The sequence below is a fragment of the Bradyrhizobium sp. genome (assembly GCF_049798375.1).
In the GTDB taxonomy this organism is placed as follows: Bacteria; Pseudomonadota; Alphaproteobacteria; order Rhizobiales; family Xanthobacteraceae; genus Bradyrhizobium.
Window position 1 is genome coordinate 1 of sequence record NZ_JBARGP010000371.1, and the last position, 12,610, is coordinate 12,610.

At 64.3% G+C, this 12,610-nt stretch carries 11 protein-coding genes and 1 pseudogene; all 12 read left to right on the plus strand.

The window, feature by feature from the left end; translation table 11 throughout:
• Nucleotides 1–127: 127 nt before the first annotated feature.
• Nucleotides 128–496 (plus strand): hypothetical protein, encoded by a 369-nt coding sequence (locus WA702_RS15895; protein WP_425111488.1) that lies wholly within the window; start codon nucleotides 128–130, stop codon nucleotides 494–496.
• Nucleotides 497–684: 188 nt separating this feature from the next.
• Entirely contained in the window at nucleotides 685–1,422 is a 738-nt protein-coding gene (locus tag WA702_RS15900) for a TetR/AcrR family transcriptional regulator (RefSeq protein WP_425111489.1), read from the plus strand.
• 118 nt (nucleotides 1,423–1,540) lie between these two features.
• Nucleotides 1,541–2,029 carry a DUF2852 domain-containing protein gene (locus tag WA702_RS15905; RefSeq protein WP_425111491.1) on the plus strand — a complete coding sequence of 163 codons (489 nt, stop codon included), beginning with the start codon at nucleotides 1,541–1,543 and terminating at the stop codon, nucleotides 2,027–2,029.
• Nucleotides 2,030–2,550: 521 nt separating this feature from the next.
• Nucleotides 2,551–3,264 carry a protein TolQ gene (gene tolQ / locus WA702_RS15910; RefSeq protein WP_425111492.1) on the plus strand — a complete coding sequence of 238 codons (714 nt, stop codon included), beginning with the start codon at nucleotides 2,551–2,553 and terminating at the stop codon, nucleotides 3,262–3,264.
• 50 nt (nucleotides 3,265–3,314) lie between these two features.
• Nucleotides 3,315–3,791, plus strand: a complete 477-nt coding sequence (locus WA702_RS15915; protein ID WP_425111493.1) for an ExbD/TolR family protein — start codon at nucleotides 3,315–3,317, stop codon at nucleotides 3,789–3,791.
• Nucleotides 3,792–3,814: 23 nt separating this feature from the next.
• A complete protein-coding gene (locus tag WA702_RS15920) occupies nucleotides 3,815–4,798 on the plus strand; it encodes a cell envelope integrity protein TolA (RefSeq protein WP_425111498.1) in 984 nt (327 codons plus the stop codon).
• A 118-nt stretch (nucleotides 4,799–4,916) separates the two neighbouring features.
• Complete coding sequence (gene tolB / locus WA702_RS15925) at nucleotides 4,917–6,209, plus strand: Tol-Pal system beta propeller repeat protein TolB (protein ID WP_425111499.1); 1,293 nt, start codon at nucleotides 4,917–4,919, stop codon at nucleotides 6,207–6,209.
• An 83-nt stretch (nucleotides 6,210–6,292) separates the two neighbouring features.
• A complete protein-coding gene (gene tolB / locus WA702_RS15930) occupies nucleotides 6,293–7,645 on the plus strand; it encodes a Tol-Pal system beta propeller repeat protein TolB (RefSeq protein WP_425111494.1) in 1,353 nt (450 codons plus the stop codon).
• A gap of 187 nt (nucleotides 7,646–7,832) precedes the next feature.
• Nucleotides 7,833–10,163 carry a putative bifunctional diguanylate cyclase/phosphodiesterase gene (locus WA702_RS15935; protein ID WP_425111495.1) on the plus strand — a complete coding sequence of 777 codons (2,331 nt, stop codon included), beginning with the start codon at nucleotides 7,833–7,835 and terminating at the stop codon, nucleotides 10,161–10,163.
• A gap of 153 nt (nucleotides 10,164–10,316) precedes the next feature.
• Nucleotides 10,317–11,048: an N-acyl amino acid synthase FeeM domain-containing protein gene (locus tag WA702_RS15940; RefSeq protein ID WP_425111496.1), complete on the plus strand. Its 732-nt coding sequence runs from the start codon at nucleotides 10,317–10,319 to the stop codon at nucleotides 11,046–11,048.
• Nucleotides 11,049–11,361: 313 nt separating this feature from the next.
• Nucleotides 11,362–11,856, plus strand: coding sequence for a peptidoglycan-associated lipoprotein Pal (gene pal, locus WA702_RS15945; RefSeq protein WP_425111497.1), 495 nt, complete (start codon nucleotides 11,362–11,364; stop codon nucleotides 11,854–11,856).
• Between the two features lie 202 nt (nucleotides 11,857–12,058).
• Nucleotides 12,059–12,610: pseudogene (locus WA702_RS15950) on the plus strand (tol-pal system protein YbgF); the annotation flags it as partial.

The window sequence follows — 12,610 nt, forward strand, 5'->3', positions numbered from 1 at the left end:
CCCCAACCCTCTCCCCGCAAGAACGGGGAGAGGGGGCGCAGTGCCGACTGCGCGACATCTCGCGACTGACTTAGTCATCAACGTCACTCACTACCTACTACTCACCAATGCAAATGGGAGCAAACCAATGACCGACAACAGCAGCAGCTATCTCGCCGTGTTCCTTGGCAGCCGAACCAGCGCGCAATGGAAGGCGTGGGAGGCGCTGTCCGAAGCCGAGCGTAACGCCAAAGGACAGCAGGGCAAGGCGGCGTGGCACGCCTGGGTCGAGAAGTACAAGGATGCGATCGTCGCGATGGGCGGACCGCTCGGCAAGACCAAGCGGGTCGATGCCGGCGGCATCAACGACATCAGCAACGAGATGGGCGCGTTCACCGTGGTTCGCGCGGCGTCGCACGAGGACGCGGCGAAGATGTTCGAAAACCATCCGCATTTTGCAATCTTCCCCGGCGAGCGCGTCGAGATCATGCCGGTGCTGCCGATTCCGGGCGGTTAGGCCACCGCGTCTATTGACCTGAAGAAAGCGGCACCCCGCTGTTAACCCTCCCCTCCAGGGGAGGGTGGCGCCGTAAGGTGCCGCAGCCGGGCACGTTCCGCTGCCCTTCGCTACTCGCTATTGCGTCGTCTACCCCATGTGAAAAGTTTCTAGCCTCTCGCCTTCCGGCTCATGTAAAAGCCGTTCACATGAGCTGGCGCAAGGAAGAGCGCCGCGCCGAGCGCGGCTATCATCACGGCAATCTGAAAGAGGCGTTGCTGCAGGCGGCATTGGACCTGATTGCGCAGAAGGGCGCGGCCGGGTTCACCTTCGCCGACGCGGCGCGCATGGCCGGTGTCAGCCCCGCGGCGCCGTACCGGCATTTCCGCGATCGCGACGAACTGCTCACCAGCATCGCGCAACGCGGCTTCGAGCAGTTCGAGGCTCAACTCAGCGCGGCCTGGGACGACGGGCGCCCCGACACGGGCTCGGCCTTCGAGCGGGTCGGCAAGGCCTATCTCGCCTTCGCACGTGATGAGCCCGCGTTCTATTCCGCGATGTTCGAGTCCGGTGTCGCAGTCGATTCCGCATCCGGTCTGATGGCGGCGTCCGAGCGCGCCTTCGGCGTGATCAGGGCTGCCGCCGAGAGGCTTGCAGCGCTGGCGCCGTCAGGCACGCCGCGGCCACCGGCGCTGATGATGGCGTTGCACATCTGGTCGATGGCGCATGGCGTGGCGTCGCTGTTCGCGCGCGGCGATGCGGCGCGCCGCAAGCTGCCGATGACGCCGGAAGAGCTGCTGGAGGCCGAGGTGCTGATCTATCTGCGCGGGCTCGGCTTCTCGACCGATCGCAGCGGCGCCAAAGCCGGCGCGGCGTCGGGGCCGCCACCGATTCCGCCCGATGACGCCGCTCCGAGCCCGCCGAGTCCTTGGGGCAAGCCGAAATAATATTGCGCAAATAATTCCGATCCTGCGTCAGGCGGCCGCCTTGACAAAAATTCGAGTTGAGCTAGCTATGTAAATGTTATTTACATTCACAACGGCGGAATGCCGTATGGAGAGCCACATGGCCTACACCGCAGATGTCAATCGATGGCGCGGCCAGGACGACGACCAGTATCGACGACCGCATATGCTGGAGACGCCCTGGCATCCCGGCTGGATCGCCGTCACCGTGCTCGGCTTCATCATCTGGTGGCCGATCGGACTTGCCCTTCTCTTTTTCACACTCGGGAGCAGAAAAATGGCGTGCTGGAGCCCTGATCGCTGGCAGAACAAGGTCGACCGGATGCAGTGGAAGATGGAGCGGATGCGCGACAAGATGGAGCGCAAGGGTTTTGGCGGTTTCGGCTTCGGCCCGTCCGCCTCGTCCAGCGGTAACCGTGCATTCGACGAGTACCGCACGGAGACGCTGCAGCGCCTCGAGGAGGAGCAGCGCGAGTTCCGCGAGTTCCTGGGCCGGCTGCGCCACGCCAAGGACAAGGAAGAGTTCGACGCCTTCATGAACCAGCACAAGCAGCGCCCGACGCCGCCGACCGACCAACCGCAAGGCTAATATTAAGGTCGATCCACCGAAGGTTCAGCCTCAGGTCGATCAGCCCCCGCCTGATGGCAGCGAAGCGCCCGCCGGTTTGTCCCAAGCCGGCGGGCGTTTTGCTGTGTGTGCGGAACTCTGAGGCATAGTCGAGCGGCCCCGGAGTGCTCCGGTGTGGCGGCGCCCGTCGGAGATGCTTACCAGTCTCCTGCGGCGTGTCGGCGCGGGGGCCATATCGGCCTGATCGCAAGCATTTGATTGGAAAAGCCTATAAATGGCTGCGGCGGCTCGGCTTTCGCTGGCGAAAGCCGGCGCTGGTAACCTCGCATTAACCGCGACTGGGGTTTGGTTGGGCGCGTCGCGTCGCGCAAACAGCCCTTGTTTTGACATGATGGCGGGGGAATGAGGCCAGGGCTTCGGCGGGCCTCCCAAGCGACCAGGACAGGGCTTTTCGCGTAGGCGCTAACCGCCGCGATCGCAGCCGCCATGGAACGGCTGCCCATGGTCCCGCTACAAGCGGGACACTTGAGAGGATGCAGTCGATGAATCCGGCCGACGTCGGTCAATCCGCCCTTCCGGTTGTCTCCGGTGACGTCTCGCTGATCGCGCTGTTCTGGCAGGCGCATTGGGTGGTGAAGCTGGTCATGCTCGGCCTCATCACCTGCTCGGTCTGGGTCTGGGCGATCGCGATCGACAAGATCTTTCTCTATTCCCGCACCCGCCGCGCGATGGACCGCTTCGAGCAGGCGTTCTGGTCCGGTGAATCGATCGAGGAGCTCTACCGCGCGCTGTCGGCCAAGCCGACCCAGTCGATGGCAGCCTGCTTCGTCGCCGCGATGCGTGAGTGGAAACGCTCCTTCGAGAGCCACGCGCGCTCCTTCGCCGGCCTGCAGATGCGGATCGAGAAGGTGATGAACGTCTCGATCGCGCGCGAGATCGAACGGCTCGAGCGGCGCCTGCTGGTGTTGGCCACCGTCGGGTCCGCGAGCCCCTTCGTCGGCCTGTTCGGCACCGTCTGGGGCATCATGTCGAGCTTCCAGTCGATCGCCGCCTCGAAGAACACCTCGCTCGCGGTGGTCGCGCCCGGTATCGCGGAGGCGCTGTTCGCCACCGCCATCGGCCTCATCGCCGCCATCCCGGCAACGATTTTCTATAACAAGTTCACCTCGGAGGTGAACCGGCAGGCGCAGCGGTTGGAAGGCTTCGCGGATGAATTTTCGGCAATCCTGTCCCGTCAGATCGACGAGCGGGGCTGAGGCCGGGTATAGTGTGACCGCATGGTGAGCACCACGATGAGCACCCCCCTATGGGCATGAGCATGGGAAGCGCGTCCGGCGGCGGTGGCCGTCGGGGCGGCCGGCGCAAGGCTGTCATGGCGGAGATCAACGTCACCCCGATGGTCGACGTGATGCTGGTGCTGCTGATCATCTTCATGGTGGCGGCGCCGCTGCTCACCGTGAACATCCAGGTCGACCTGCCGCAGGCGCAGGGCGGCTCGGCCTCGACCGCTGACGCCAAGCCGCCGCTCGAGGTGACGGTGAAGAAGACCGGCGGCGGCTGCCAGTCCAAGGTCGACGTCTATCTCGGCGATACCCAGATCGCGCTGAACGAGCTCGAGCCGAAGATCAAGGCGATCAAGGAGGCCAATGCAGGCGGCGAGGCCACGGTGAAGATCCGCGGCGATCGCGATGCCTGCTATTCCGACATGATGAAGGTGCTGGGGATGGCGCGAGACGCCGGCTACCGCGCCAGCATCGTCGTGATTCCGGACCAGGGCTCATGACGGCAAAGGACGTCATCAGCTTCCTGCGGACGCGCAAGGGCGTGGCCACCTCGGTCGCCCTGCACCTGCTCGTGATCGGCTGGGGCCTGTTCTCCTACTCGGCGCGCTCGGTGGAAGCGCCGATCGAGGATGTCGTGCCGGTCGACCTCGTCGCCGACGACAACGTCGCCAAGGCGATGAAGGGCACCAAGGACGGCAAGAAGGAACATACCAAGCCGCTGGTCGAGAAGGTCGCCGATCCGACCCCGGTCGACGACACCGTCGGCAAGATCTCGAACAAGCAGCCGGTCGTCGCTGACACCGCGCCGCCGCCGACCCCGAAGGTGGAAGAGAAGCCGCCGGAGAAGAAGCCAGACCCGCCGAAGCCGGTCGAGAAGAAGCCTGATCCGCCGAAGCCGGTGGCCGAAAGCAAGCCGAAGGACCAGCCGAAGCCCGAGAAAAAGCCCGACGAGCAGAAGCCGGACCAGCCCAAGCTCGACCAGATCGCCGAGGCGATCAAGAAGGAAGAGAAGAAGCCGCCGGAAAAGAAACCTGAGAAGAAGCCCGATCCGCCGAAGCCGCAGGCTGACAGCAAGCCGAAGGCCGACCGCGTGTTCGACCAATCGAAGATCGCAGCCCTGCTCGACAAGCGCGATCCCAGCCGCCAGGCCGTCACCGGCGCCGAGCTCAACGCCAATGCCGCGCTCGGCACGGCGACGGGCGCCGCGTCCGCAAACTCCGCGACCTGGACGTCGGCATTCCAGGCCCAGGTCGAGCGCTGCTGGAAGAAGCCCTATGGCGCGCTCGATCAGCAGAAGCCCGAGGTCGCGTTCGACATCCGGCTGAAGCGCGACGGCACGCTCGAGGCGATGCCGGTGCCTGAGGGAAGGCCGGCGACGCCTTATATGCAAGCGTATCAGGACAGCGCCTTGCGGGCGATCATTGCCTGCCAGCCCTACAACCTTCCGGCGTCGATGTACGACCAATGGAAATTCTTCGCGCCGGTGTTCACCGATCGAAATACCTGATGCGCGCAGCCAGGCGACTGGCGCCCGACTGTTTCAAACGAGGTCTGACGAAATGACCGATCGAGATAAATTGCATATGACGTCGTTTCGCCCGAACCGGCGGCAGCTCATTTCCGGCATGGCGAGTTTGGGCGTGCTCGGCGGCCTTTCGGTCCCGCCCGCGCTGGCGCAGACGCGTTTCAAGGTCACCGAAGGCGAATTCGCACCGATCCCGATCGCGATTCCGCCCTTCGTACCCGGCACGCCGGCCGACGGCGACGTCGCCAATGGCGTCTCGCAGGTCATCAACAACAATCTCAAGCGCAGCGGTCTGTTCGCCCCCGTCGACCCCTCTGCATTCATCGAGCACATCACCAATTTCGATGCCGTGCCGCAATTCGCGAGCTGGAAGCCGCTCAACATCCAGGGCCTGGTCACGGGCCGAACCACGCGCCAGGGCGACGGCCGGCTGAAGGCCGAATTCCGTCTCTGGGATGTCGCGTCCGGCCAGCAGCTCGCCGGTCAGCAATATGTCACCTCGCCGGAATATTGGCGGCGCATCGCCCACATCATCTCCGACCAGATCTACACCCGGATGACCGGTGAGAAGGGCTATTTCGACAGCCGAATCGTGTTCGTCGACGAGAGCGGGTCGGCGGAGCGCCGCGTCAAGCGGTTGGCGCTGATGGACCAGGACGGCGCCAATGTGCGCTATCTGACCCGCGGCGCCGACCTGGTGCTGACGCCGCGCTTCTCGCCGTCGAGCCAGGAGATCACTTATATGGAGTTCGGGCAGGGCGACCCGAAGGTCTATCTGTTCAACATCGAGACCGGCCAGCGCGAGATCGTAGGCAATTTTCCCGGCATGTCGTTCTCGCCGCGCTTCTCGCCCGATGGCCAACGCATCATCATGAGCCTGCAGCAGGGCGGCAATTCGAATCTGTTCGTGATGGATCTGCGCTCGCGCACCACCACGCGGCTCACCGACACGCCGGCGATCGACACGTCGCCTTCTTATTCTCCTGATGGCAGCCAGCTCTGCTTCGAGAGCGATCGCGGCGGCAAGCCGCAGATCTATGTGATGCCGGGCAACGGCGGCAACGCCCAGCGCATCTCGTTCGGCGACGGCACCTACTCGACGCCGGTATGGTCGCCGCGCGGCGACTACATCGCCTTCACCAAGCAGGGCGGCGGCCAGTTCGCGATCGGCATCATCAAGCCGGACGGCTCGGGCGAGCGCATTCTCACCGCGGGCTTCCACAATGAAGGCCCGACCTTCTCGCCGAACGGCCGCGTGCTGATGTTCTTCCGCGATCCCGGCGGCAATGCCGGCCCGTCGCTGTTCACGATCGACATTTCAGGACGCAACGAGCTGAAACAACCGACGCCGGGCTACGCTTCCGATCCGGCCTGGTCCCCGCTATTGTCATGACAACAGCATGCCCGGTGGCTATTCCCGCCGGTTGCACGCCTCGATGTTTCTGATGCCCGTTTTTTTGTCAGTGATTTTCCGTCATGCCCGATCGCGACCAGTTTGCTGCTTGGTATCGGGGGCCGACGCGCCGACGCGTGATCCTGGCAGGCCTCGGCGCGCTGGCTGCCGCGCCATTCCGCACGGCGATGGCTCAAAGCAGGGTCGTGATCCAGAATGGCGAGACCGCGCCGATCCCGATCGCAATCCCTCCCTTTATCCCCGGCGGGCCTAACGACACTGAGGCCGCCAACGGCATCGCCAAGGTCATCAGCGACAATCTGGCGCGCAGCGGCCTCTTCACGCCGGTCGATCCGCCAGCCTTCCCCGAGCGGATTACCGATATCGACACGGCGCCGCAATTCGGCGGCTGGCGCACGGCGAAAGCGCAGGCGCTGGTGGTCGGGCAGGCGAAGAAGCAGGACGATGGCCAGATCCAGGTCGGCTTTCGGCTATGGGACATCGAGACTCAACAGGACATGGTCGACAGAGCCTTCAGCTCTCCGCCACAGAACTGGCGGCGCATCGCCCACATCATTTCCGATCAGATCTACACGCGGCTGACCGGCGAGCAGGGCTATTTCGACAGCCGCGTCGTGTTCGTCGACGAAAGCGGTCCGGCGGACCGCCGCATCAAGCGGCTGGCGCTGATGGACCAGGACGGCGCCAATCTGCGCTATCTGACCCGCGGCGCCGAGCTGGTGCTGACGCCGCGCTTCTCGCCGTCGAGCCAGACGATCACCTATATGCAGTTCGGGCAGGACGATCCGCAGGTCTGCCTGTTCAATATCGAGACCGGCCAGCGCGACGTCGTCGGCAACTTTCCCGGCATGTCGTTCGCGCCGCGGTTTTCGCCCGATGGCCAGAGCATCATCATGAGCCTGCAGGAGGGCAGCAACGCCAACCTGTTCGTGATGGATCTGCGCACGCGATCGACCACACGGCTCACCGATACGGAGGCGATCGACACCTCGCCGTGCTACGCGCCCGACGGCAGCCAGCTTTGCTTCGAGAGCGATCGCGGCGGCAAGCCGCAGATTTATGTGATGCCGGCAACCGGTGGCGAAGCGAAGCGCATCTCGTTCGGCGACGGGACCTACTCGACGCCGGTGTGGTCTCCGCGCGGCGACACCATCGCCTTTACCAAGCAGAGCGGCGGCCAGTTCGCGATCGGCATCATCAAGCCCGACGGTTCCGGCGAGCGCATCCTTACCTCGGGCTTCCACAACGAGGGCCCGACCTTTGCGCCGAACGGCCGGGTGCTGATGTTCTTCCGCGACCCCGGCGGCGAGTCCGGGCCGTCGCTCTATACGATCGACATCTCCGGCCGCAACGAATTGAAGGTAGCGACGCCGGGCTACGCCTCCGATCCGGCCTGGTCGGCACTGCTGTCATGACCATTTTGAGGCCGTGCGCTTTGGGTCAGGCCCGGCCACTCTGGCCGCCCCGCCGGAAGCTGCTGATTTTGCGGTCAGGTTCCAGCCTCGCTGTGGCCGCGGCAAGGTTGCGGTAACGATGTTCCCTCAGAAAGACTTCATCTGCCAGCGGTAATACTGCGCGCCGAACAGGATGCGTGCAGAGCGAATGCAGCTTATCAACCAGAGTGATGACTCCGACGAGAGGATGTCGGCATCCATCTACGCGGCGTTGATCGATTCGCTATTCCAGATGCCGACTCCGGTGTTCGCCGGCTCCGTCCTGGTGGCTTTCGCCGCAGCGCTGACTGCGTGGAAGACCGGGCTCACTGCCATCTGGTTTTGCGTGCTGATCCTGGTGGCGAGCGGCGGTCTGCGCACCATCGACATGCAATGGTATCGCGTGCGCAGGTCGAGCCCGAGCCAAAGCGAGGCCGAGCGCTGGGAAGCGCGCTATCAGTTCGGCGCCATCATCTATGCCGCGGCGCTGGGCATCTGGTGCGCGGTCGCGCTGCTGGGCAGCAATGATGCGGTCGCCCACATGATCTGCCTGGTCGTCACCGTTGGCTATATCGCCGGCGGCGTGGGCCGGACGTTCGGACGGCCCTGGATCTATCATCTGCAGATCGCGGTCTCCTGCGGCATCACCTCGATCGCGCTGGCGCTGCACGGCACGATCTACTACTTCGGCCTCGCCTTCGTGGCCGCCGGCTTCTTCTTTGCGCTGCGGCAGATCACCACCAATCTGCAAAAGATTTTCGTCGATGCGCTCACCGCGCGCGAGCGCGAGGCGGCGCTTGCGCACCAGTTCGACACCGCGCTGAACAACATGCCGCACGGGCTTTGCATGTTCCGCGCCGATGGCCGGCTTGCGGTCATGAATCACCGTTTCAGCGACATGATGGGCGTGCCCGACGATCTCGTGCGCCAGGGCGGCAACGCCGAGGCCATCGTCAATGCCTGTGTGCTCGCCGGGTCGATCTCGGCGGCCGATGGCAAGATGATCCTGGCCGAGATCGCAAATTCGCAAGCGCATAACGTCGTGACCGGCGATCCGGACACGGCCCGCGACCGCTCGCTGTCCTGGACCTTCCAGCCGATGGCCGACGGCGGCGCAGTGATGCTGCTCGAGGACATTACCGAGCGCCGCCACGCCGAGGAGCGCATCACCCATCTCGCCCGCTTTGACGAGCTGACGACGCTCCCCAACCGCGTCTCGTTCCGCGACGAGATCGAGCGGCTGTTGAAGAAGCCCCGGTCGGGCGGCGAATTGTCCGCGCTCCTGTTTGTCGATCTCGATCAGTTCAAGCAGGTCAACGACACGCTCGGTCATCCCTGCGGCGACCAGCTGCTCTGCGCGGTCGCCGAGCGGCTGCGCGACATGCTGCGGCCGGAGGATTTCGTCGCCCGGTTCGGCGGCGACGAATTCGTCGTCTTCCAGCGCGGCATTCGCTCCAATGACGACGCCGCGACATTGGCGCGGCGCATCGTCGACCAGCTGAGTGAGCGCTATAAGATCGACAACCATCTGGTCGAGATCGGCGCCTCCGTCGGCATCGCGCTGACGGCGCCCGGCATCAGCGCCGACACGCTGCTGAAGAACGCCGACATGGCGCTCTACCGTGCCAAGGCCGACGGCCGCGGCACCTTCTGTTTCTTCCGCGACGAGCTCGCCCAGACCGTGGAGGCGCGCCGCATCCTCGAGCTCGACCTACGCAAGGCGCTGGCCAATGAGGAGTTCGAGCTGTTCTTCCAGCCGCTGGTCAACCTCAAATCCGGTAAGATCTCGACCTGCGAGGCGCTGCTGCGCTGGAACCATCCGGTGCGCGGCACGGTGTCTCCGGTCGACATTATTCCGGTCGCCGAGGACATGGGGCTGATCGTCGATCTCGGCCGCTGGATCCTGCGCCGCGCCTGTCTCGAATGCATGAAATGGCCTGATGGCGTGAGCGTCGCGGTCAATTTCTCGCCGCAGCAGTTCCATCAGCGCGATGTGCTGAGCGAGGTGCGTTACGCGCTCGAAGTCTCCGGCCTGCCGCCGCACCGGCTCGAGATCGAGATCACGGAATCCTCCCTGCTGCGCAACACCCAGCTGACTCACGACGTGCTGTCGCAGCTGCACGCGATCGGCGTGCGGATATCGCTCGACGATTTCGGCACCGGCTATTCGAGCCTGAGCTACCTGCACAACTTCCCGCTGCAGAAGGTGAAGATCGACCGCTCCTTCCTGGAGGGCATCGACAGCGACCGTCCGCTGACCCTGCTGCGCGGGGTCGCGCGGCTGTCGGCCGATCTCGGCATGTCGGTCGTGGTGGAGGGCATCGAGACCAATGAGCAGCTCGAGCTGATCAGCGTCGACGGCACGGTGACCGAGGCGCAAGGCTATCTGTTCAGCCGTCCGGTGCCGGCGGTGCGCATCCGCCAGCTGCTCAATGCATCACACGGCCGCCGGTCCGCCGAAGAGCCGAAGCTCATGGTGGTGGCGCGTTCGATCGCCTGATTGATTGCAGTTCGTATGTTTCCTATCTAAAGTTGTGTTATTGTCGCGCCAGCGGCAGAGTTAACCGTATACCGGTCTACTCTTTGCTTTTCCGTTAAAGGGCTGTTAACGTTTCCACCTGCTCGTTAGAGTTGCGTGTGAAGGGGTTGCGGAATGGTGTGGGCTGCTGAGGCGAAAAGCGCAGCTAGCATGAGGGGCTTGGACTTGCTGGACCACGTCGATTATCGGCTGGTGCAGACCGCGGAAGATAGAGAGCAGGTCTACAATCTTCGCTATCGGGCCTATCTGCGCGAGGGAGCCATCCGGCCATCCGCTGACGAGCGCGTCGTCGACCAGTATGACGAGCTTCCGAATACGTGGATCTTCGGCGTCTATGTTGGCGGCGAGCTGTACAGCTCGATCCGCATCAATATCGCAACCTCGGAATGGCGGACGTCACCGTCCGTCGAGGTGTTCGGCGATGTGCTGCATCCCAAGCTCGATCGCGGCATGGTGTTCGTCGACTCCACGCGTTTCGTCGCTGATCCCGACAAGGCGAGGCACTGCATCGCGCTGCCTTACGTCACCGTTCGGCTGGGCTCGATGGCCGGCGTCTATTTCGACGCCGATTACGGGCTCGCGATGGTGCGTCCCGAACACCATGCCTTCTATCACCGGGTGTTCCTGCACGAGACCTGGGGCGTCCCCCGGATCTTTCCGGGCCTGGTTAAGCCGGTTGGTTTGATGGCGTCGCATCTGCCGACGGTGCGGGAGCGGGTGCTGGCGCGCTACCCCTATCTGCATTCGACCGCGTTCGAGCGGCGCATGCTGTTCGAGCGTCCGGGCCAGGCACTGTTCGTCAGGCCTCCGATTCCCCAACGGGTCATCGCCAGCGCCGCGGGCTGAACCGTTAACCCGCGAGGTCAGGCTGATTCGGGCCGCCTTTCGCGCAAAACGACGGGCAATGCGTGTCGCTGGCGCGGCAGGACTGCCATACCCGGCGAAAATCGACGCGAAAAGCCCGGGTTCCAGGCGGGCAGTCACTTGCCTTCACCCTCGCGCCACATTTACAACCGATTAACCATCCCGGTCGCTTTCCGCCGATCGTTGGCATTTGACCTGGGCTGGCAAGACCTCATCAAGGTTGACGGAACGTTCGCTTAACCATCGCCCTGTAGACCGGATGACAGTCTAGAACGTGAGCGTGGAGGCTCCCGGAATGAAATATCAGATGCGTATCCTCCAGGGATTGAAGCTGGCGGCCGTGCTCGCGGTTGCGCTGTCCATGGGCGCCTGCGCGAAGAACGGTCTGAACGACGCCAACGCCATGGCGGGCGGCGCGGCAACGCCGGGCAGCCAGCAGGATTTCGTGGTCAATGTCGGCGACCGCGTGTTCTTCGAGAGCGATCAAACCGATCTGACTCCGCAGGCGACCGCAACGTTGGACAAGCAGGCGCAGTGGCTGCAGAGCTATCCGCGCTATCAGTTCACCATCGAGGGCCACGCCGACGAGCGCGGCACCCGCGAGTACAACATCGCGCTCGGCGCCCGTCGCGCCCAGTCGGTGCGCAACTATCTCGCCTCGCGCGGTATCGATGCGAGCCGGATGCGCACGATCTCCTACGGCAAGGAGCGGCCCGTCGCGGTCTGTAACGACATCTCCTGCTGGTCGCAGAATCGCCGCGCGGTGACGGTCCTGAACGCCAGTTCATGAAGCTGAACAGCACTGCACGTTAGCTTGCAGTCAAAAGGCAGCTAGCAGTTATAAAAGGCCGGCGCGCTCGCGCCGGCCTTTTCTTTTTTGGTTTCGCTCGAACGTCATTTGTATGAATCGCATTTTTGACGTAGTCCGTCTGCCAATGAAGCGGGCTATTGGTTCGCCGCACGCGTCACGCTGATCCGGTCGTCAGGGCAAGATGTCATCCAAATTCCATCAAGGACGCGCCGTTGCGGCGATCGCCGCGCTGGTGCTGTTGTCGTCGCAGGCATTGTCGTTGCCGGCCAGAGCACAGGTTCTGGCGCAGGCCGACGAGGATCCCGAGGTGCGCATCGAGCGGCTGGAGAATCAGCTTCGGCAGCTCACCGGACAGAACGAGGAGCTGCAGTACAAGAACCGGCAGCTCGAGGAGCGGCTGCGGGCGCTGGGTGGGAGCCAGGGAGGCGCACCGGCCGGCCAGCCGCCGGTTGCCGCGGCACAGCCCGGTGGTGGTTACGGGCAGGGCGCGCAGCCGGCCTACAACCAGCCTCAGCAACCGCAGCAATATGGCGCCGGGCAGCCAACGCAGCTTTATCCGCCGCAAGGCTATCCGCAGCAGCAGGCCTATGGCCAGCCGCAAGGCGGTGCGCCCGCGCCGATCGCGCAGGAGCAGTCGGCGGGCGGCGGTGGCCGCGGTCGTGGCGACGCCTTCGATCCCAATGCCAATCCGAATGCACCCGGCGCACCGCGCGCGCTCGGCGGCGGCCAGATG